The organism is Microbulbifer mixtoriginis (SeqCode) (assembly GCF_052466765.1).
On sequence record NZ_CP174289.1, the window covers coordinates 1039328 to 1062165 of the forward strand.

A 22838-nucleotide genomic window follows, 5' to 3' on the forward strand; every position below is an offset into this window, starting at 1 on the left:
ACTCTTTGAGCTCCGCACCAGGTAGTAAAATTCAAACAAAACCAGGGAGGACAACCCTTCGCACAGACTTAACGCCCATGTGCCGCCTTAAAAATCGACAGGGTAATCAACCGCGAGAACCAATCTTTAATTGGTCGGTTAATAGTTTTCTGACAAAAAACCCGAAAGGGTCGCCTTTCGGGTTTTAGGGATTGGCAAGCGTATAACCTGCAAACTCATTCAACCTGGAGTTAACCCTTTTAAGTTGCTTATGGGTTAATTGTGAGAACCTTCGACACTTTGCGTGCCTTCTATTCTTAAGCGCGGTATCCCTAATACTATCCAAGTGGATTAGTTTTGAAAACCTAATTTTCTATATTCATAAAAAATTTACCTGATCAGATTTTTCCTGCAAGATTTCTCTCATTACCAGCAGAATCTGTTCGCATGTCTATACTCCAGCAGGAAAGTCCTCTTTTAGTTACCCAGTAAAGCTATACGAATAATGTAGCCGTCACCCCGATCCACAGAGAATAATAGCGACATGTCCCTATCCAGCATGCTTAGACGAGCACGCCCCATGGTAGAACGGGCACTGCGTGATCTCAGCCCACCCTATACGCTTTTTTTTTCTATCAGTGACGCCAAGCAACGAGCTCAAGTACGGCACACCCATGCTAAGGACTTCCCAAGCGCTTGGCAGACTCTCACTGAAATTACCCATAGGGCAGCTAAAAGCTCCAAAATAGAACCCTGCTGGCTACGGGTAGATTGGGTTACCCGCAGGAGTACAATGACTCTTGCCGGTTTACATGAACTTCTCCAGGACACCAAGCGCTCCTACTTCCGCTACGGCCTTGCATTGGATGTCGATTGCAAATTTGCTTTTCTCGAACAAGAGCTAAACGGGAATGCCATGCTACATGGCGGCGATAAAATCGAGCATGGATTCCTCAGTGAAAAGAATTTTACTTCATACTTCAAAAAACGTTTTGACCAGCAAGAAGATCTGGATTTTTCCGATGAACGAAGCATTGTACTTCTGACCACTGCAGGGCTTTTTTGCGAAGAAGAACTGGAGCCTTTGTGCCTATATGAATCGGGATTGAATACTGGACGCCGGGTTATTGAAGAGCTGGATAGCCAGAATGTTACAAAGATTATTGAAAGTAGCAGCCACTATCTAGCTGGTCAGATAACGCCCAGTGGGCATTTTTACTATGGATGGCATGCCTGTTTCGATCAAGAGATTATCAATAACAAAAACTTATGCCACGCAAGTAGTATCTGCGCGATGGTTGAGGCCTGGGAAGTCACCAAAGAGCATTCTCTATTGGAAGCCATAGAGGAGGCATTGAAATATCTTACCTCTAAATTAATCCAAATAACTCTCCCAAACACAAGTGAAGTCGCTGCCTTTTGGGTAGAACAGCATAGTGAAATCAACCTAGCTAGTAACGCGGCAAGCCTATTAGCTCTGGTTAAATATTCTGAGGCTTTGCAGTGCAGAACTTATGCAGACCTGATGGAGCAATTAGCCAGGGGCATAGAATTTATACAAAACACGGACACTGGGCAGCTTCCCCTTGTTCTGGAGTTTTCTTCTTTCACCATTAAACAACAGCCGGCCTCGAATAACCCTCTGGGTAAAGCAGCTTTCGCATTAATATGCCTTTATGGCTGGGATAAGAATCCGCGCTGGTTAACACTGGTAGAGAAAAGCTTGGATCATTTTATAGCGGCTGAGCACTGGCGCACTCACGATCACTGGGTGAGCCACTGTGTAAACCTGCTCACGATTTATAGGCCGAAGGAGAAATACTATCAGTTCGGTATCCGTAACTTTGCCAGTATTCTGGACTTTGTTGAGAAGCATATAACTGCATCCCCAAGGTTACTCGAGTTAATGGTGGCTGCGGCAAAGATGATCTCGGATCTAAACACCCAAGAGGCATATCAATATCTACTGGACCAAATTGATCTTGAACACTTTTATCGTGCATTACATGGTAGGGCCCATCACCTATTAAACGGCTATTTTTGGCCTGAGATTGCCATGTTCTTTAAGAATCCGACGAGAGTCACTGGCAGTTTTTTTACTCGTCATGAAAACTTCAGGGTCAGATTAGACGAAGTGAGTCATTGTCTTTCTAGCTTGATCGCCTATAGGAAATATCTTTTATCCCAAGCAACTAAAAAAACAGGGGCTACTGCCAATCTATACCATTCCAAAATCATTACTGATGGGCAAGCCACCGCGCCCCCTGTCGCTCAAGATCAGCCAGTGATTGCCTGGGGCGGTGATGTAAATCTGGGGCGCAGACAACACTACCGTACAGCCCAGCTGGGCAATGAACAGGTTCTGGGGCATGTCCCAGCAATGAATAATGCCGATCTCAGCGTTATCAATCTGGAGTGCGTGATCGCCACTAGCGGTGAGCAGGGTATTCCTAAGGGAGAGGCCTCCCCATGTTATTACCGCGCTAGACCAGAGATGCTGTCCATACTCATTAATGCAGGAATAGACATAGCCTGTACTGCTAACAATCACAGTGGCGATTATGGGCCTGCCGCATTAATGGAACAGGGGCAGTGGCTTGATTGCACAGGGATTGGACATTCAGGTTCCGGCAGGAATCTTGAGGAGGCACTCAGCCCTGTAATCAGACCTGCTGGAAATATTAATGTAGCGATATTCTCTCTTGATGCCACCCAGCCTCGTTATGCTGCCGGCCCCACGCATCCTGGTTGTGCTCACCTCCCCCTATCAGTACCAGAGCTATGGTACGACACTCTGCGGCCCCTTATTACTGCAGCTCGCAAGAAAGCCCAGGTGGTTCTGGTAGCCGTGCACTGGGAAGCAAACCCTAAGGCTCACCCCTGTCCGCAGCAAGTCATCGCAGCCCACAAAATTATAGAGGCTGGCGCAGATGGTATTCTGGGCTCTGGCAGTCACAATCTACAAGGTATAGAACTATATCAACAGCGCCCTATTATCCACGGTGCCGGGGACTTACTCTTTGATTGTATCCGTGAAAGCGTGTCCGATAGTGGCGTTTTTCGCCTGCACCTAAGTACCAGCGGCATTGAGCAAATCACATTTGCTCCTGTTGAAGCTGGTTTTGGCTACTCAAAGCAATTATATGGTGAAGCTGCTAAAGCACACTGTAAAAGGTTTTCCCAAATTTGTTTGTCACTGGGAACCCAACTCCATTTATGTGAAGACGGCACAGCCAATCTAAAGCTTACTCCGCCCTCACGCCTGGCAAGAAAACTCTCTATTAGTAGCAAAACCACTTATCGGCAAGAAAAGATATTAGCAAAACGCCCAATAAACCCCCAATGGCAGGTTCCTTCGGTACCTGTTGATGCCCAAATCCCCCCCCAAAAAATTGGCCCTCTAGTGCTACTGGGGGTTAAATTAACTCCTAGAGAGCTAATATCCCGGCAGATGCTATGGGTGGAGTCCTTTTGGAAAATCGAAAGTAAACTCTCTGAGGACTTCAGACTGGACTTCCGCGCTATACCAACTTTGCAGAGTTCCATGCCCTGCTGGGGAACCTCTATGGACCACGACCCCTGTGACTGGCAGCTCCCCACTAGCCACTGGGAGCCCAACACGATTTACCGTGATTTTTTTGGGCTTAGAGCCCCTGCAAGCAGAGATCTTAGTGATGCGGAGCTACATCTATATGTCGGTTTGATTTCCAATAAAACTAAAATCAAGCCAATACCTATTCCAGGAGTAATGAGCAAACTAAGCCTCACTCCGCAACGTGAATACCAAAAGAGCAAAATTCCAGTTTATAGAACCAAGTTTCCAGACATTATTTATAATCATCTACCTGGGCAAACTTGGAATGCAGAACAGCTGGCCACTATCTCTGGAGGCACCTGGCTGGAACCTCCCCCTAAAGATAAAGAGTGGTTCGTAAGCAGTGTAGTTTCAGATAGTGGATTTATTGAAGCATCATCAGAGCCAGTTCTCTTCGTTGCACACACAAACTTGGATCGCTCCTACCATGCGCCGATTCCGAAGGTCTCAGCAAAATTCTGGGATTCTCACAAAAAACTACCATCGTTTGCTGACCGAATTGCCGGAGCTATAGTCTCACGCCCTATCCCCGGACTGCCTAAAGGACTGCCAGTGTTAAAGGTGGATGACCCTCTTAAGACGATCATAGAGCTAGGTCTTGCAGCCCGCGAGCGTTTCGATGGTGAAGTCATTGCTATTACTGGCACATCAGAGGGGCTTCCTATACGAAACATGATCACACATACACTTGGTCCAAAGGATAAAGTTCTAACTAATTCTGGTGCAGACAACTCATGCATAGCAGCCCCATGTGTGTTGGCCAGTCTAAATAAGGATCATGAAGCTGCGATTATTGAAGTTACGCAAATTGCCCTCAGTATGAAGCCTGGGCCAATTACACATCGTATTAAACCGACAATATCTTTAATTACTGAAATTGATTTACCGTCCACTAACCAAACGGCAACTTCGATAGCCGAAATGGCCAAATTGAGCTCTCGGATTTTTGAAGGTTTAACCGGTCCTGCTATTGCAATAGTTGGAGAACACCTTCAATGCTTTGACTATATATACAAAAAGGCTAAGAAACACGCTCGAAGAGTTATTCTATTTGGGGAAAGCACTAATGCTGAAGTCCGTATCAATAAAATATGCGCAAACGACAATGATAACTCGGTTTCCCTACAGTTACCAAACCGAGAATTAGAAATAAGTTTACCAAACTCAAGTAACGAAGTTTTATATCGCATAGCAGGAGTAATTAGTATCATCTATGCAATGAATGGCAATATTGAAGAGGCAGTTTCTAAACTTCAAAAAATCAATTTGAATGCGAAGTCCAAGCAACAAGAAGCCATCTCTCCACCACAATATATCAACTGGACATGATCACTAAACACACAAACCAAGTTACAATGGTCATCATTAAGGGAACGCATGAAGATCTTCAATCTCATAAAAATAACAATCGACTAAAAAGTGGGACAAATTATCTCAAACGAGGCATGTTTCTCATAAACGTTATAAATAGTGAAGTCAGCGTTTTCAAAGACAAGAAATATGAAAATATGAATTTTTTATGAATGTAACATGACCAATCAGATTGCAACATAAAATTCATGAAATCTCCAACCACTTTTTAAGGCCATCACTTAATACCCGACCAGCAGTGCACTCCCCCATGACTAATCATCCTTAAAAACCCTAATCTAAACAAACCTCAGACTAATAGACAGCTAATACCCCACCGTCAGCAATCCGCTGACTAAATTATAATTCACCTCATTAAAATTACGCTCATGGTATAAGTATGCACTCCCCAACAGCGACTTTTTGTAAATATGATTTCAGTTGAGCCTGTAACAGTCATGCAACCATTCACACTGAAAAAACAAATCTGAGATTTCATTTTAGAGATAGGGGCGCCAGAAATGACTAAGGATCCAGATATTGGCAAACACTTAAATAAAAATCTGACGCCAATAATAGAAACTAGCTCTGGCCCCATCATCGGTAAAAGTGATTTGAAATTGGGGATCCATAAGTTTCTTGGGATACCTTATGCCCGCCCCCCCGTAGGAGAACTACGCTGGAGTCCTCCTGAAGAGCTCCCCCCCTGGACAACTCCATATCATGCAGAAGAATTCGGCATGCCGGCTGCGCAAAACCCATCCACATTAATGGAAGTCCGAGGACGAGATGGCGAAATTCCTGAGCGGGAGGAGTGTTTACATCTCAACATTTTTTCTCCCTCAGTCAACCCCTCACAGAAGCTTCCAGTTATGTTCTGGATTCATGGGGGATCTTTCTATATGGGCTCTGGCTGTCAACCTATTTACAATGGTAGTTACTTAGCTGCCAGTGGCAGGGCCATCATCATTACATTCAACTATCGACTAGGCTCTTTTGGGTTTTTGCGCCTCAAGGACATCAGCGAGATTCCCTCTACCGGTAATGAGGGCATTCTGGATCAAATTGCCGCACTTAAGTGGGTAAAGAATAACATCTCCGTATTTGGTGGAGACCCAGACAATATTACACTTTTTGGCGAGTCTGCAGGCGCCATGAGTATCGCCTCTATTTTGAATATTTCTGAATGCCAAGGATTATATGCTCGTGCCATTGTGCAAAGCGGCCACCCCAGAACCCTTCACTCTATCGAGCAGGCAAACCAGATGGCAGAAGCCTTTACTTTTCATCTCAGGAAAATAAGTAAAGGAAAATCACTTTATCACTATACAGCAAAAGAACTTTTACAAGCACAGAAAAAAATTCTAGAAGCTACACAGCTACATCAAAAATGGGGAAAACTTCCGTTTAAACCCGTTATTGACAATAAACTTATAAAAGATACAAAACTTAGTAAAAAACCAACAGAAAAAGACCTCCCACTCCTTTTAGGAAGCAATCTAGAAGAATGGAACTTGTTTAGTGCATCCAATCCGGAAATATATACACTTACTTATCAAAAGATTTGTAAACACCTAGAGTGGTTAATTCCTGAAGATAAGCTAAAACCCATTATCAATTATTATTATCAACAAGCCTCTATAACTAAAGATAATCATTGGCCAATATGGAGTAAAACCTGGAATCTAATGCTTACAGATATGGTATTTACCCTCCCAGGCCTCAGGCATCTCAATGGATATCCCGGTAATTGTTTTCACTACCATTTCACACAACCCCTTGCCTCTCAACCTCTGTTAGGGGCTTGTCATGCAGTAGAGCTCGGCTATGTATTTGGAACCCATGGCGAAGATTCTCTTAAGATGCTGTACGGTGGAGAAACCGAGGCCCATCTGCTCAGCGCCTCTATTCAGGGAGCCTGGCTTAGCTTTGCTGAAATAGGTACTCCTGGAGGGGATTGGGCTGTCTATTCAGGAACCAACAGTAAGCGATTAGGCCAAAATTCAACCTCTAGAGAATTTAATGCCACGGATTTACTCAACTTATGGCAAGATATTCCCAATGAAGCCTTAAATAAATACCTATAAAATCAAAAGCATGATAAAAATTCTACTTGCCCGTCATGGTGAGGCCGAAAAAGGTCCTCTTATACCTGACCCAACTCTCACCACCTTGGGACATAAACAAGCCTCAACTTTAGCTCAAAGTTTCACTGAAAATACGGATCTTAATATAGTTAGTAGTCCCAAACTTCGCGCACAGCAAACTGCACAACCTTTAGCAGAGAAGTGGAGGAAAATCGTTACTTTAGAAAACAGAGTCAGCGAAATCCCTACACCCAAAGGGGTCACATTACAGCAACGCTTACCTTGGCTACGTTCTTTATTAGATCAGAATTGGGACCCCAACAATACACAACAAAAGAAGTGGCGTGACGGAATCATTCACTATCTTTTAAGTGTTCAAGAAGACACTATAGTATTTTGCCACTTTATGGTAATCAATTCTGTAGTAGCACATGTTCTGGATAACTCTAAAATTCAGCAGTTCCGCCCTGACTATACATCCATTACCGAACTAAAACTACTCAACGAAAAACTTAACTTAGTTAGACTTGGCAGCGAGCGGATAAGACCAATATTATAAAGAAATTTAGAGTGCTTCACGCTCAAGTCACAAGTGGGGCAATTTATCGCCCCATTTAACGAACTCGACAACTGAGCTTTAGTTTATACTTTTACTCACCACCTCAAAAACATCCTTAGATAACTCACCAGAATCAAGAATACCCTGAAGAGCCTCTCTCATTTTACCCGAAAGATCATCACTGTATTTTTGCCAGCGTGTAATCGGCACAACAAGCCGTGCTGCTATCTGTGGATTAATTTTATCTAGCATAACGACCTGCTCAGCAATAAAGAAGAAGCCGCTACCATCTTCCTTATGAAACTGCTTAAAGTTTCGATTAGCAAAGCCACCGAGTACCGCTCGAACTTTATTTGGATTTTTAATCTCAAAGGAGGGATGCTTTATTAAATTTTTGATATTGGCAAGAGTCCCGTTTCGGGCACTGCTACTTTGCAGCCCTAACCAAAGCTCCACAACTTGAGTATCATCTTTCCAGCGCTGATAGAATTCTTGTATTGCTGAATCAACCTTCGGAGCACTTCCGTAGTTAATCAATGCACTAAGTGCGGCGGCGCTATCAGTCATATTCCCAGCTGTCTCAAACTGCTTTTGTACAATATTTAACGCATCATCTTTTTCTGTAGCTGCAAGATAAGATAAGCAAGTATTTTTCAAACTTCGCTCAGCAATATCTTTTGCATTGGGACTATAGGGTTTCTGGTGATCCAACGCTGTATATCTTTGTAACAGCTCAGGAGCCAATGCCGTTGCCAAAGTTTTTAAGGCGAAATCTCGCGCTACAACTATCGCTTCAGCATCAATAAGATCATTCATCTCTGCAACGGATTGCTCACTTGGCAATCGTAGTATTTCTGCCACTAAGGCGGGATCTAGTGTGCTATCTTTTAGCACATCCCGGTATGCCTCTATCAGTTCAGGCTGTAACTGAAGTGCCTCTCCACTACGATAGTCTTGCTGTAGTTGTGTAAGGGCCATAAATGCAAGACGCTGCGATGCATCCCAACGGTTAAACGTATCTGAATCATTACGCATCAGGAAAATCAACTGTTTCCCGGTATAGGGGTAACGAACCTTGACAGGCGCAGAAAAATCACGCAGAAGTGATGGCAGGGGTTTTTCCCGAAATCCACTAAACTCAAAGAGTTGCTCAGGCTGAGTAACCTCTAGAACTTCCTCAATGTCCCCTTCATTGTTGAGAATAGAGTTATTTCCATCCACATCCAGCAAACCAATTTTAATCGGGATATGAAGTGGTAGACTTTTATCCTGGTTCGCCCTAGTTGGGCAAGACTGAGAAACTTTAAGGCTATATCTGCCCGTTGCTTGATCAAAGCTGTCTGTAACCTCTAAGATTGGAGTTCCAGCTTGGCTATACCAATGTCGAAACTGGGTGAGGTTTACCTGATTAGCATCTTCCATCGACAGGATAAAATCTTCACAGGTTGCTGCACTTCCATCATGTCGTTCAAAATAGAGATCGCTACCTTTGCGAAACTTCTCCTTCCCCAATAGGGTGTGCAACATCCGGACTACTTCCGCGCCTTTTTCATATACTGTTAATGTATAGAAATTGGAAATCTCTATGTAAGAATCTGGTCTTATTGGGTGAGACATGGGGCCCGCGTCTTCAGCAAACTGGTTGGTTCGTAATAGTGAAACATCTTCGATACGCTTAACAGCCCGAGAATTCATATCAGCAGAAAATTCGGCATCACGAAACACCGTAAAACCTTCTTTTAAACTGAGCTGAAACCAATCCCGGCATGTAACTCTATTTCCCGACCAGTTATGAAAGTACTCATGCCCAACGATAGATTCTATTCTCTGGAAGGCAGAATCGGTTGCTGTCTCAGGACTCGCCAGCACACAAGCTGAATTGAAGATATTTAGCCCTTTATTTTCCATGGCCCCCATATTGAAATGATCTACCGCCACGATCATAAAAATATCTAGATCATATTCTCTGCCATATACTTCCTCATCCCAACTCATAGCCTTTTTCAGGGAGCGCATGGCATGCTCGCATTTACCGATGTTTTTTGCTTCAGTAAAAATTTGCAGTTTTACTTCACGCCCGCTACTAGTAGTAAAAGTATCCTCTACATTTTCCAAATCCCCTGCCACCAAAGCAAATAGATAAGATGGTTTCGCAAAAGGATCCTCCCAGGTCGCAAAATGACGACCATCCTCACAATCGCCAAAATCAATCTGATTACCATTGGATAGCAATACAGGATGATCTTTTGGCGCAACGATAGTAGTGGTGAATTTCGACATCACATCTGGACGATCGGGGTAAAAAGTTATTTTTCTAAACCCTTCTGCCTCACATTGTGTGCAATACATACCATTTGAAAGATACAAACCTTCTAAAGAAGTATTATCTTCAGGATTAATTCTATTATGGATTTCCAATATGAATTCAGGCTTATCCACCAATATAGACAATCCCTGGAGGGTTTCTTGATATGAGACCTCGGGAAGAATTGAACCATCAATTGCAATAGATAACAGCTCTAAATCGACGCCATCCAGAAGTAAAGGCGGCAAACCTTGACCTGCCTTGGGGTTCCTACGGATTTTTAGCTGTGACTTTACCAGAGTCGCCTTGGGCTCCAATTCAAAATGAAGATCTGTGCTATCTACCAGATAATCTGGTACTTGATAATCTTTGAGGTAAATAGTCTTCGGCTGAGCGTCTTGCATTTTTTAAATATCCTCATTCAATTCGCCCCCATGGAAGATTAATTCCGTGTAAATTGGGCTTGTATATGCCAACACAGGCTAAAGAAAACATAAATAGATAATACCTCTTCTAATTTTGAATATCTCTAAGATCCATCCCCTGTTTACCAATCACAAATTAGGCTCAACTTGCACAGCTCAAGCAAAGGTTCCTAAACAGATTCAATACCCACCCAGTATCATCTCCGTGTTTATCCCTCTAGCGGATGGTCAATTTTTTAGCTATTTAAGCCTCTCTCCACCAATCACCGACTAAAAACCTTATATTTTTAGTTTGATAAGAATGGGGTTCTTGAACTGTTTGTTGGTCCATTGACAGAGGTAGTCGTTTAGTAGGGGTAAACTGATCGGTTATCTTCTAATCAATGAAAACTTCTAGTTACCCGCCACTCCTGTGGCAGCTTTCAGCCTGGACAGCAACTCTAACCACGTACGGACTGCCCCCTATCGTGCGAGAGAAACTCCATAACATAAACAATTAGAAGACCCTCAATAATAGCTTCAGGCTATTTAATATGCACCTTAATCACTGAGTGAGTCTTTAAAAGATTCCAGGTGTTACAGGTCAAGATACCCCTCCCTCATGAGGTATCTGCATTGCTATCAAAGCCCAATACAGCCTTAATACTTCATTCGAATGGGACTGCATGGCTAAGCCTGTTGCTTTCTGGCTTTTACACCCAAAGCCGGAGAATAATAACAGATGCAATGACACCTAAAACTGCTGCAGGACAGAGTGGCTGATATCTTATGACTCAACATTCATTTCTCATTTTGGTGGGTAGGTGAACCATCTTAGTAGTCAATAATCTAACTCTCACAAAGTATTATCCTGACAGTCTGATAAGATATCTTGTTACAGATATGCAAAAGACGCTATTAACCCGTTACACGACTGCTGCAGTTTTCTAGCGATTATACAAAATCACCTCCACTCTATAAGTTAAGAGTTTTAAAGTGCGAAAACCCCTTATTCTTATCATTGTGACTACAGTACTCTTAGCTACCTTTCTAGTTGGTAGTTGGTGGAAAAAAGATATTGTTGTCTCTCAGATGATCAACCTATTTGCAGGCGAAGTTGTTATTCAGCAATTATCCGGATTGAAATTAGGCATCAAGGAAGCTTCTATCGAACAAGTCCGCCTTCAGTCCAACCGAAAAAATAGCCTTATCCTGAACAAGGTTAAAATACTCTATCCTTTTCATATTATTTTTGATCGGGATAATACCCAAAAGATTGAGCTATCAATTGGCAAACTCACATACTCTAAAATAAAAAACTCTACATCAAGCAAACCTAACAAAACTGAAAAGATACCCTCTAAAGAAAACACTCTCACCTTAAGTAATTTAACTCAGAATATAATAAGCTTTATACCTGGATCAGTATTCGTAAGAGAAATTGAATTTGGTGGTGATTTGAAGGCTGGCCCACTGAAAATTAACCGGCATAATACAGAGATCCATATACAAACACCTTTCAGCTCAATCAAAACCGGAAATCACGAACTTTCACTAAAAGCCAATTTGACTTCAAGCGACATTACTACAGTTACAGAAATAAGCTCTGACTTAATTAAAGAACCTTCTCGACTGGAAATAGATATATCCAAAACCCATAAAAATCAATGGGAACTAGATGCGAGTGCATCATCAAACCTAAATTCCATTGAGTCGATTCTAAACATCTCTGAAGTATTGGCCGAAACCCCTGTAGATGGGATGAGAGCCAGTGGGAATATACTGATTAATGCTCGCGCCTTCATTCCAGACGAAATCTTATCCAAGGCAAACTATCAGGATATTCTATTTAAAGTTGAGAGTGATAACCTGGGATTGAGCTTACCCATTGAATCTTCCAATAAAAAGATACAGGCTCACTTGTCAACTCAGTCACCCATAGAACTCAAACTAAAGACTCTAAATCCTATTCAGTTAGAGTCCGTCACTGGTTCTGGCTCAATTGAGGTTTCAACACTAAAAGATTCTGGCAGCAAAAATCTTTTGGCAAATCTTAGGTTCGAATATAGCGAACTAACACCCAACCCTAAGTTCCAATTGAAGGGCTCTGTCGATCTGGCTGGCGCAGAACCACTAATCAAGCCCCTTTTGACTAAGAATTACTTTCCCTCACTCAAAATTACCAATCCCAAAGGATATCTCAGTTTTCAAAGTGAGGCTCACTTAAATTTTACCGAAACATCGTCTATAAATAAAAACTGGCTTGAGCAAATTCGTCTAACTATCTTACCAAAAAGCAATTTACTGTTTGATGCAGAAATAACCGGTCTGAAAGAAGAGTCTCCCTTACTCACCAGCGGGTTAAATCATAATCATATTCAAGCCGAAGTTAAGAAGAACATTCATATTACCGGGAGCCCCTCGGAATCCAACTCCTTCAACTTACAAATTCACGATGGATTAATTGTCACTCAGCTAAAAGCCAAAAACACCCCTAATTCAGCCTCTTCAAAAATTGAACACATTCAGTGCAACATCAAAAATTTTACCGAGTGCAGGTTTAAGCTCGAGGCCAAATCTCCTGTGCTAATTGATATGCCCGCGGGTGTTATTCTCAACAAAATGGATATCTCCTCTACCATTCACTTCCAGGAAGATGGCGACATTCAGAATTTAAAACTGGAAAAAGTTAAAGCCTCATTTGGAGAACTGAAAGCTAAGGAATTCAAGATTAGGGAAGCGAAATTTATAGCGCCTAAAGTCAATTGTGAAATTTTATCAGGCATCACAAGTTGCATTATTGAGAAATCAAACAACCATTTTAACAACCTCTCCAATGAGCATGCGACTTTATCTGGAACACTAGATCTGAATAATATAAAAGTAATATCTTCAAGAGATAGCACACAGTTCAGCAGTGACTTTAGTAGTAACAGACTTAAGGTCGCTACCCCTGAAAATTATACCCTTGAGACTTCTCTTACTGGCTCTCTCTCCCTGGACGGGAGTAAGCTTGAGGGACAAAGCCAAGTTAAGGCCGGTAATTTACAACTCACCTCAAGTTTGCATCATGATATCGAGTTAGCAGTTGGCGCTTTTCAATTTTCACTGCCATATGTTGAGTTCAATTCCGCAGCACCCCTCAGTAAGGTTTTCCAAGGCTTACCTTTAGATATCGTTTCTGGGGGGCTTTCTGCCAATGGCGCTATATCATGGCCTCGCCAATCAACTGATACTATCGACATAAGTTTAACTAATATCGCTGCGATCTACGATAGTAGCTTTGCTGCAGGAGTTAATGGGAATGTTCTGGTGGAAACTCATAGAGGAAAATGGTTTACATCTAAACCACAGCCTCTGACTATAGAATCCATCAACGCAGGATTACCTCTAAATAATTTGTCCTTTTCTCTGTCTGTAAATAAAACACAAGATCTTATCCTAAACGATTTTTCTGCAGAGTTTCTTGATGGAAAACTGTCTTCCGAAGCTTTGTATTGGAATCTGGATAATATAGAGCGCAACAGTACCTTGTACGCAGAGCATGTATCTCTTGAAAAGCTAGCTCAAGAAACCGAATCGGAAAGTTTCAAAGCCAAAGGGCGTCTAAACTTAACCATACCTATTACCACAGGCCCCCAAGGGATTACCGTTAAAAATGGTCATTTGGAAGCAGTCGAGCCAGGCGGAGAGCTAAGATATTATGGTGCCTTTTCTCAGCAGATGCTCAAGGGCAATCCCCAGCTGAAACTGATCTCAAATGCCCTTGAAGACTATGACTTCCGCACCCTGGAAGGCAATTTGCAATATCCCCCCAGTGGAGACCTATTACTCAACTTAAAACTTGTCGGGCGTAGTGAATCAATGGATTCAGAAAGAGACCTGATTATTAACCTCAACCTTGAGAATAATATTCCTGCAATGTTGCGCTCGTTACAGGCCAGCCGTGACCTGACAACAGCGTTAGAAAAGCAACTGGACCAATAGGTTGCTAGTACAGTAGGCTCTCCCCACTAGTGCATAAGGTCGACTAATTCAGAGCGGGTTAAGGTAGAGCCATTACAATTGCCAAATGTGGTCACTCCCGACGCAGTTGGCGAACCTGGCCTGATTTTTGACGTAACTGCTGAAGATGCAACAAATAAAAGGCGCCTAAGTGGCACCATAAGGAGTATCAGATGAGGGCCAGCCGGCTGATTCTTTTAGGAGTACTGTACACTTTGATTGCTATAGGTTGCACACCTACTGTAGCAGTGAAGGCCCCCAGCGAGCCAATTACTGTAAACCTGAATGTTAAGATTGAACATGAAATCCGGGTCAAAGTGGACAAGGATCTTGAAAACCTGTTTGACGACAAGGAAGGCATTTTCTGAGGAGATAGAATATGAGTATGGTAAAGAAAGCTCTATTAGTTCTGGGCTTGATAATGGCGTTACCCGCAATGGCGATTTCCTTAGAAGAGGCCAAAAAGCAAGGGTTAGTGGGAGAAGCAAACAGTGGCTATATCGCTATTGTGGACGCCAGTTCGCCTGAACTGGAGAAGCTGGTAAAAAAAATAAATGCGGAACGTAAGCAGGCCTATACCGAGATTGCCAAAAGCCACAATGTCGATATTGCCCAAGTTGCGGCACGTGCTGCCGAGAAACTAGAGGCCCGCCTATCCCGTGGGGAGTACTACCAGGACAACCTTGGTCGCTGGGTGAGAAAATAAGCGCTCGTGGAGTAGAAAAACGGAAACTGTGACGTATTACATCGCTATCACAGTTAGTTTGAGGAAGCCCCACGAAACACACCTTTCATGGGGCCTCCCTATTTAGGGGCCAAAATTAGAGATTTCCAAACAGGGATTGCCCGTCAAGTCCCTGCTTTTCCATCACTTCCCTTAAACGTTTCAGTGCATCAACTTGGATTTGGCGAACCCGTTCACGAGTGAGACCAATCTCACGCCCAACTTCTTCTAGGGTGCTCGCCTCAAATCCACGTAATCCGAAGCGCCTGGAAACAACTTCACACTGCTTGTCGGGAAGCTCACCAAGCCAGCGATTAATGCTATCGAAAAGGTCGCTATCCTGAAGGAGTTCTGCCGGATCAGACTCCTGCTGGTCGGGTATAGTATCAACCAACGTCTTCTCGGAAGAAGGGCCTATAGGGGTATCTACGGAGGTGACTCTCTCATTGAGCCCCAGCATCCGTTCGACGTCCTCTACTGGTTTTTCCAACAAGTTAGCAATCTCTTCTGCAGATGGCTCGTGATCCAGCTTCTGTGCAAGCTCACGAGATGCTCGAAGATACACATTTAACTCTTTTACTACATGGATTGGCAGGCGAATAGTGCGAGTCTGATTCATAATGGCTCGTTCTATTGTCTGACGTATCCACCAAGTAGCATAAGTAGAAAAGCGGAAACCTCGCTCCGGATCAAACTTCTCAACAGCACGAATTAACCCCAAGTTGCCCTCTTCGATTAGGTCTAACAATGCGAGGCCACGACTAACGTAGCGACGGGCGATTTTTACAACAAGGCGTAGGTTACTCTCGATCATACGCTTTCTTGATGCAGCATCACCACGCAAGGCCTTGCGTGCGTAATAAACCTCTTCTTCAGCGGTCAGTAGGGGGGAAAAGCCTATTTCATTGAGATAGAGCTGGGTGGCATCCAGGTTCTTCTGTAAATGGCCATCGCCATCCAACCTGCTAACCCGACTCTTCTCTGTGGGGGAGGAAACGGAGTTATTTTTTGCCGCATTTCTCCGCGTACGGCCACTACTTTTACCTTTATCGGAATTTAGTTTCTGCTCATCATTCTCTACCGCCAACTCAGGAGGAAAGTCTTCTGCCTGGCCAGTCATGGACTGGTCTTGCCGTTGTGCTTCCATTTCCCCTGCTCCTTGTACTTTGCCAATATCAACCGCATAGCATGAGACCAGAATCGGTCTAAAAAACGACCAATCAAGTACACATGTGCGACAGCCACAGAATCGGCTTGACCATTTGGTCGCCACGATTGCTGTGACCACCCCAAGTGGTATTAGTTAAAAGTCCATTTTTATTTGCAGAGCTTTAGAGCACTCTCCCGACTTAAGGCAGATACGCGAGAGGGTCCACTGGCTGACCGTTTTTTCGTATTTCAAAGTGGAGCTTGTCGCGGTTGGTACCACTCGAACCCAGTTCCGCTATCCGTTGTCCAGCTTTGACCTTACTACCCTCTTTCACCAGCAGTCGGTGATTGTGGGCATAAGCACTCAAGTAAACATCGCTGTGCTTAACGATCAGCAGTTTTCCATACCCTCTCAGTGCACTGCCAGCGTAGATAACAGTGCCATCAGCTGCTGCCGATACAGATTCTCCCTTTTCACCGGCGATATCAACACCCTTCCGCAAGGGGTCTCCAGAGCGGAACTTGCTGATGACTTGTCCACGGACAGGCCAACGCCAGTGAATCGCCCCTGTTCGCTTACTTTGAGGCTTATGGCGCGTAGAGCTTCTCGTTAAAGATTTTTTATTCTTGGCGGGAATAGCTTTTTTTGTGGGCACAGGCTTAGCCACAGTTTTTTTTCTTGCTACAGGGGAGCTTGAGGCGACTTGACGCGGCACTCTACCATTCAACTGTAAGCGTTGGCCGGGATAAATATTATAGGGAGGCTTAATGCCATTGATAGCCGCCAGCTTGCGGAAATCCTGACCGTAACGCCAGGCAATAGAATACAGGGTATCCCCGCGGCTCACAGTATGATGATTGAGACGGATACTTGGAGGCTGATTTAGGGAACTACTCGGTGCTCTGTGGCCAGCACAGGAAACCAGGGCTATAGCCACGACACAGACGCCTAATATTTTTAACATCAAAGTCAAAAAATGACCAATATTAGGCTTATTGTTCCGCCAAAAATGGGCCTCAACTTGTCGTAAAAGATGACATTCCATTATTCTCTTTTTACATCAGACCACGGCATTTATGGAAAAAGTGTCTAAAGAAAAGCTCTAAAAATCATTGGAAAAGCTTCATAAAAAGCTGCCATACCGAGATATTCCAGATCTTATTGCGGTGTGGCGCAGGATTTACCTCGATGCCCTCCTCCGAAATAGTCCACCGCGAGAACCAGTACTGCAGCAACCAAAGCGGCAATAATCGCAGGCCCCAGATTCGCATTCTCACCTGTCTGGGCCATAAAGTTCGACGGGGATGTATTGGCGAGTAATGGCGCAAGCTTACTAGAAACAGTTTCGGCGCCATTGATTGGTAGCTTCCAGGGCCAAATTATTTTCAGGCTACCTAATAAGATCCCTGCAAGAAAAGCCAATGTGCGAGCGACATATTTGTGCATCAACCAGGAAAGCAATCGGCTAAAAAGCATTAACCCCAGAGCGGCCCCAACCGCAAAGTACAATAAATTCGACAATTGCAGCTCATGTACTGCAGTGAGCACCTTGGGATAAATCCCAATCATAAGCAGGATAAAGGCACCTGAAATTCCGGGCAAAGCCATGGCACAAATTGCCAATGCTCCAGATAAAAATAAAGTAAGTGGCGTGGCTGGGATATCCCCAGGACGAAGCTCACTGACAACAACTGCCAGCGCGATGCCTAGAAGGAGAAAGATCGCTGTCGAAAGAGACCACCTGGGGATATTGCGGAGAATAGGCAAAGTAGAAGCCAGCACTAGGCCGAAAAAGAAAGACCAGACGAGAATAGGATATTGCTCCAAAAGGCCACTAATAATCCTCGCCAGGCTGAAGATACTGATCAACACCCCCAGAAACAGGGATAACAGGAAGCTGCCATTGATGTGCTTCCACGCCGCTGATAGCCCTTCCTCCCGCATTATCGTAATACAGTGAGGCCCTATCCGGCTCAAAGAGTCGAGTAACTCCTGGTAGATCCCTGTGATAAAAGCAATGGTCCCCCCGGAAACCCCCGGAACAACATCTGCAGCACCCATTCCCATACCACGCAGCACTACACCCGGGTACCGGCTCTTAAAGAGCTCTCTAAATTTCATCGAACCACACCACTAAGCAGTGGCACAAACCGCACTGCTTCTAGCTTTTCCACATCGAACTGATCGGTATCCTGGCGACGAGAGATCATCATCAGGTGCTGTTGCTCCGAACCCACAGGAATAACCAGCACACCATTTGGTCCCAACTGTTGCTTGAGTTCATCGGGAACCGTTGAGGGAGCCGCTGCTGCCAGGATTGCATCATAAGGCCCTTTTTCCGGCCAGCCAAAACCACCACTACTGAGATTGTATTCAATATTCTGATATCCCAACTCGGTAAGACGCTGGCGGGCCTTATCGAGCAAGGGTTCGACACGCTCAACAGAAAAAAGTTGTTCAACCAGCCTAGAAAGAATTGCGGTTTGGTAGCCGGAACCCGTACCAACTTCTAAAACCCTATGCAGGGATTTGGCCCTGCTCAGCAGCAACTCTGTCATGCGGGCAACAATGTAAGGTTGGGATATTGTCTGGCCATAGCCAATTGGCAGAGCTGTATCCTCATAGGCGCGGATCGCCAGGGCTTCATCCAGAAAAAGGTGCCTGGGGGTCGAAGCCATCACATCGAGGACTTCTTCATTGCTAATGCCCTCATCCCTCAAGCGTTGGATCAGGCGATTGCGAGTTCGCTGGGAGGTCATTCCCAAGCCTTCGTGTCTCAAGCGGTCCATAAGCTTTTATTCCATCCCCTGTATAACTCTCGCTTTCAGCCACAAATTTTATGTGTCCGAGTTCACATTGACCAGCTGTGCCACCTCCCTTAGCAAGGCTGTTGCGAATGCCCCAGGCGGCAACGCAAATTCCAAGAGGAGGTCATCAGACTGCCACTCAAAACGAAAAGCCTCTGGACGTAGGGCCAGTGGTCTTCGCTCTTGCTTGAGCCCGCAATGTTCCAGCCAGTTACACCAGCTCAGCCACTTCTCTAGTACTTGCTGCTCCAATTCGCCTTGAGGACCTGTGGCGAGGTTTCTACCGCGCCCCCACAAAGGACCACTGGGCTCACTTTGTGGCTCACCCTCAATACTTTGCTGCCAGCAGTCTTGAGTGATTCTTTCTGCCAATACCTGATTAAACAGCCAACTGCGCGCAGCCGACATGGCAAAGGCCTTTTCATTCTTACGACAGCGTCCCTCTTCTTCCGCCAGGTGACGCGCCAGGTTCAGGTTGCCGCCATCGATACCAAAGCGCTGCTCACCGAAGTAATTTGGCACTCCGCCGCCTACCTGTTTAAGCACCTCTTCCGCAGCCGCCCGATCACCGCTTACATTGCGCAGGCGAATTTTAAACCGATTGCCTACATGCTCCCCGCGACGTAGTTTACGGCCGCCTCGAAAAAACCTCAGAAGTGAAACTTCTTCACTATTGATCTGCGACCAATCTGCCTCTGGCTTCTGTCCGAGCCAAACACTAAACCACTGCGTGGTTACGGCATGTCGATCCTTCAACCCAAAGTAGCTGACATCCAGAGGGCGTACTCCGGCGAGTTTGGCTAGCTGTTTTGCCACCCAGACAGTATTGGCCCCCCGCTTCTTAATATGCAGGTACACATGCTCCCCGCCCTCTGTAGGTTCGGGAAAAGCCATCTCATCGACAACAAAATCTTCCGCAACAGTACGAAAATCAGCAGAGATTGCCGCCCCACCCAAAGCGCGGGGCCAATTTAGATTCCAGACTTCAGACATCATATCGCTCAAGTAAAACAGTGGCCTGGGCCGCAATTCCTTCACTCCTCCCGGTAAAGCCAAGCTTCTCCGTAGTCGTTGCTTTCACACTAATATCGGCGATATCCACACCGCAATCCGCAGCAATATAGCCGCGCATGGTTTCTATATGAGGAGCCATCTTGGGAGCCTGCGCAATGAGAGTGGTATCAGCATTCACCAGGCGATATCCTCTTTCCTTAATTAGGGTCATAACATGTTGCAAAAGGGCGCGACTATCCGCGCCACTAAAACGCTCATCCGTATCGGGAAAATGATGACCGATATCACCGAGAGCCAAAGCACCAAGAAGCGCATCGCAAAGTGCATGCAGCAACACATCCCCATCGGAATGGGCTTTTAAACCAAAGCTATGGGGAATTTTTGCTCCACCAAGCACAACATGATCGCCAGGGCCAAACGCATGCACGTCAAAGCCCTGGCCAATTCTAAAACTCACTATCGATAATCCTCGGTGGGAGCGTAGCGCAGACGTAAAATGGTCTCTGCCATTACGATATCGGTGGGGTGGGTCACTTTGATATTGTCACTCCGACCTTCAACAAGTTGCGGAGAGTGACCAAAAATTTCCAACGCACTTGCCTCATCTGTAACAGCTTCACCTTGCTGCAATGCTTGACTGAGGCAGGAGCGAAGTAGTGCAAGAGGCGCTCGCTGAGGGGTCTGCGCAAGCCATATCTGTTTGCGATCCAGGGTTTGTTCAACACATTGAACACCGCTTATCTCAGACCCTCTCTTTACAGTATCACTGGCCTGACGCGCTAGCAGCGCGGTCTGTGCAACCTGGCTGTGCAATAGTGCACTAATGTCTTCCATTGCAACACATGGCCGAGCGGCATCATGTACAAGCACTGGGGTGTCGCCATGTTCCCGTTGAGCGAGAAATTCCAGGGCTGAGAGGACAGAATCCGCTCGCTCAGCGCCACCAATTACAGTGTGCATTAATGGGTGAGAGGCTTCTTTCAAGTGCGGGAAAAATTCATCATCCTTTGATAGGGCCACAACAACGCCAGCAAGTCCCGGCCAACTTAAAATATTCCGCAGGGTTAGGGACAATAAAGGGCGCCCCAGTAATGGTAAATATTGCTTGGGGCGATCGGCTCCCATGCGTTTACCAACACCCGCAGCGGGCACAACCACCCAATAATCTGTAATCACTTTTTAGCCTCTTCCGAGTCCAGGAAGATAAACAGGGTTTCCCCTTCCTTAATCAATCCCAAATCATAGCGTGCCTTGGCTTCGACACCATCAGTGCCCACTTTCAGGCTTCGTACTTCTCTCAACAACTGGCGATTTTCCCGCGCTAAAGCTGCATTTTTTTCCTGTTGCTGAGCAAGCTGTCGTTTGAGACGGGTAACTTCGGCAAGACTGCCATCACCAACCCAGAGACGATACTGAGTGGCAAGCAGAATAAAGGTAAGAATTCCCAGCAGCCATTTCATACGAGATTACGATATTTCGCTTGTTCGTATTATAGGTATTGCAGAGGAATCCCTCTGCAATACCAATGTGCGATTCAAATATTGATTATTTGAATTCAGCACGGCCACGGTAAGGAGCGGAACCATTCAGTTCAGCTTCAATACGCAGCAGACGATTGTACTTAGCTACGCGGTCGGAGCGACACAGGGAGCCGGTTTTGATTTGGCCAGCAGCGGTAGCTACAGCCAGGTCAGCAATGGTGGTGTCTTCAGTTTCACCAGAGCGGTGAGAGATTACAGCGGTGTAGCCTGCATCTTTTGCCATCTTAATCGCGTCCAGAGTTTCGGACAGGGAGCCGATCTGGTTGAACTTGATCAGGATAGAGTTACCCACGCCTTTCTCGATACCTTCTTTTAGTATCTTGGTGTTGGTTACGAACAAGTCATCGCCTACCAGCTGTACTTTTTCACCTATCTTGTCGGTGAGAATTTTCCAGCCGTCCCAATCGCTCTCGTCCATACCGTCTTCGATAGACAGGATCGGATAGTTGGCGGACAACTCAGCCAAATAGCTGGCGAAACCTTCGCTGTCGAACTGCTTGCCTTCGCCAGCCAAGTCGTACTTGCCATCTTTGTAGAACTCGGAAGAAGCACAATCCAGAGCCAGGGTAATGTCATCACCCAAGGTGTAACCGGCCTTTTCTACCGCTTCAGCAATCACTTTCAGAGCGGCTTCGTTGGATGGCAAGTTCGGAGCAAAGCCGCCTTCATCGCCAACCGCAGTGTTCAGGCTGTTGCTGGACAGTACTTTTTTCAGTGAATGGAAGATCTCAGCACCTTGACGCAGGGCTTCGGCAAAAGATTCAGCTTTAACGGGCTGAACCATAAACTCCTGGATATCCACATTGTTATCGGCGTGCTCGCCGCCGTTTAGGATATTCATCATCGGAACCGGCATAGAGTATTCACCCGGAGTGCCGTTTACTTCAGCAATGTGCTGATACAGGGGGATTTTTTTGGAAGCTGCAGCGGCTTTAGCGGCCGCTAGTGAAACCGCCAAAATAGCGTTGGCACCCAGGTTAGCTTTGTTTTCAGTACCGTCGGCATCGATCATCGCCTTATCCAGGGCGCGTTGATCAGTTGCGTCCATACCTTTGAGCAGATCGGCGATAGTGGTGTTGATATTCTCAACCGCTTTCAATACGCCTTTGCCCAGGTAACGACTTTTATCGCCATCGCGCAATTCCAGAGCTTCACGAGAACCAGTGGAGGCGCCAGAAGGAGCGCAAGCGGAACCAATGGAACCGTCTTCCAGGATTACATCGGCTTCGACGGTAGGGTTACCGCGGGAATCCAGCACTTCGTAGGCTTTAACAGCGACAATCTTGCTCATTAACAATGGGCTCCGTATTAGTACTAA

General features: G+C 45.3%; 16 protein-coding genes. 6 read left to right on the plus strand and 10 right to left on the minus strand.

All coding sequences use genetic code 11. The features are described from left to right. The first annotated feature begins 523 nt into the window (after positions 1 to 523). The 3 genes from ACJJIV_RS04625 (at position 524) to ACJJIV_RS04635 (ending at position 7570) form a co-directional block, all read left to right on the plus strand. The gene (locus tag ACJJIV_RS04625; RefSeq protein WP_444890916.1) at positions 524 to 4903 is read left to right on the plus strand and encodes a CapA family protein; all 4380 of its coding nucleotides are present in this window, start codon (positions 524 to 526) and stop codon (positions 4901 to 4903) included. 542 nt (positions 4904 to 5445) lie between these two features. Beyond that, a complete protein-coding gene (locus ACJJIV_RS04630; RefSeq protein WP_444890917.1) occupies positions 5446 to 7011 on the plus strand; it encodes a carboxylesterase/lipase family protein in 1566 nt (521 codons plus the stop codon). 10 nt (positions 7012 to 7021) lie between these two features. Further along, entirely contained in the window at positions 7022 to 7570 is a 549-nt protein-coding gene (locus ACJJIV_RS04635; protein WP_444890918.1) for a histidine phosphatase family protein, read from the plus strand. Between the two features lie 78 nt (positions 7571 to 7648). On the opposite strand, the gene pepN is transcribed toward ACJJIV_RS04635, so the two are convergent. Continuing rightward, positions 7649 to 10279 (minus strand): aminopeptidase N, encoded by a 2631-nt coding sequence (gene pepN / locus ACJJIV_RS04640; RefSeq protein ID WP_444890919.1) that lies wholly within the window; start codon positions 10277 to 10279, stop codon positions 7649 to 7651. A 996-nt stretch (positions 10280 to 11275) separates the two neighbouring features. Between pepN and ACJJIV_RS04645 the strand changes: the two genes are divergently transcribed. From ACJJIV_RS04645 to ACJJIV_RS04655, 3 genes are all read left to right on the plus strand, one after another. Next, on the plus strand, positions 11276 to 14266 hold the full coding sequence (locus tag ACJJIV_RS04645; RefSeq protein ID WP_444890920.1) for an intermembrane phospholipid transport protein YdbH family protein: 2991 nt from the start codon (positions 11276 to 11278) through the stop codon (positions 14264 to 14266). 191 nt (positions 14267 to 14457) lie between these two features. After that, positions 14458 to 14652 carry a YnbE family lipoprotein gene (locus tag ACJJIV_RS04650; RefSeq protein ID WP_252085095.1) on the plus strand — a complete coding sequence of 65 codons (195 nt, stop codon included), beginning with the start codon at positions 14458 to 14460 and terminating at the stop codon, positions 14650 to 14652. 11 nt (positions 14653 to 14663) lie between these two features. After that, positions 14664 to 14990: a YdbL family probable chaperone protein gene (locus ACJJIV_RS04655; protein WP_444885655.1), complete on the plus strand. Its 327-nt coding sequence runs from the start codon at positions 14664 to 14666 to the stop codon at positions 14988 to 14990. A gap of 115 nt (positions 14991 to 15105) precedes the next feature. On the opposite strand, the gene rpoS is transcribed toward ACJJIV_RS04655, so the two are convergent. The 9 genes from rpoS to eno form a co-directional block, all read right to left on the minus strand. Beyond that, a complete protein-coding gene (gene rpoS, locus ACJJIV_RS04660) occupies positions 15106 to 16155 on the minus strand; it encodes an RNA polymerase sigma factor RpoS (RefSeq protein WP_444890921.1) in 1050 nt (349 codons plus the stop codon). 202 nt (positions 16156 to 16357) lie between these two features. Then, complete coding sequence (locus ACJJIV_RS04665) at positions 16358 to 17095, minus strand: peptidoglycan DD-metalloendopeptidase family protein (protein WP_444890922.1); 738 nt, start codon at positions 17093 to 17095, stop codon at positions 16358 to 16360. A 221-nt stretch (positions 17096 to 17316) separates the two neighbouring features. Next, complete coding sequence (locus tag ACJJIV_RS04670) at positions 17317 to 18279, minus strand: DUF368 domain-containing protein (RefSeq protein WP_444890923.1); 963 nt, start codon at positions 18277 to 18279, stop codon at positions 17317 to 17319. Beyond that, a complete protein-coding gene (locus ACJJIV_RS04675) occupies positions 18276 to 18947 on the minus strand; it encodes a protein-L-isoaspartate(D-aspartate) O-methyltransferase (RefSeq protein WP_444890924.1) in 672 nt (223 codons plus the stop codon). Before ACJJIV_RS04675 ends, ACJJIV_RS04670 begins: the two co-directional genes overlap by 4 nt. 48 nt (positions 18948 to 18995) lie before the next feature. After that, entirely contained in the window at positions 18996 to 19958 is a 963-nt protein-coding gene (gene truD / locus ACJJIV_RS04680; protein ID WP_444890925.1) for a tRNA pseudouridine(13) synthase TruD, read from the minus strand. Beyond that, complete coding sequence (ispF, locus tag ACJJIV_RS04685; RefSeq protein ID WP_252085088.1) at positions 19951 to 20436, minus strand: 2-C-methyl-D-erythritol 2,4-cyclodiphosphate synthase; 486 nt, start codon at positions 20434 to 20436, stop codon at positions 19951 to 19953. The genes truD and ispF overlap by 8 nt, the downstream gene beginning before the upstream one ends. Continuing rightward, positions 20436 to 21155: a 2-C-methyl-D-erythritol 4-phosphate cytidylyltransferase gene (ispD, locus tag ACJJIV_RS04690; protein ID WP_252085087.1), complete on the minus strand. Its 720-nt coding sequence runs from the start codon at positions 21153 to 21155 to the stop codon at positions 20436 to 20438. Before ispD ends, ispF begins: the two co-directional genes overlap by 1 nt. Further along, positions 21152 to 21439, minus strand: a complete 288-nt coding sequence (locus ACJJIV_RS04695) for a septum formation initiator family protein (RefSeq protein ID WP_252085086.1) — start codon at positions 21437 to 21439, stop codon at positions 21152 to 21154. Before ACJJIV_RS04695 ends, ispD begins: the two co-directional genes overlap by 4 nt. 85 nt (positions 21440 to 21524) lie before the next feature. Then, entirely contained in the window at positions 21525 to 22811 is a 1287-nt protein-coding gene (gene eno, locus ACJJIV_RS04700; protein ID WP_444888392.1) for a phosphopyruvate hydratase, read from the minus strand. Between the last annotated feature and the right edge of the window lie 27 nt (positions 22812 to 22838).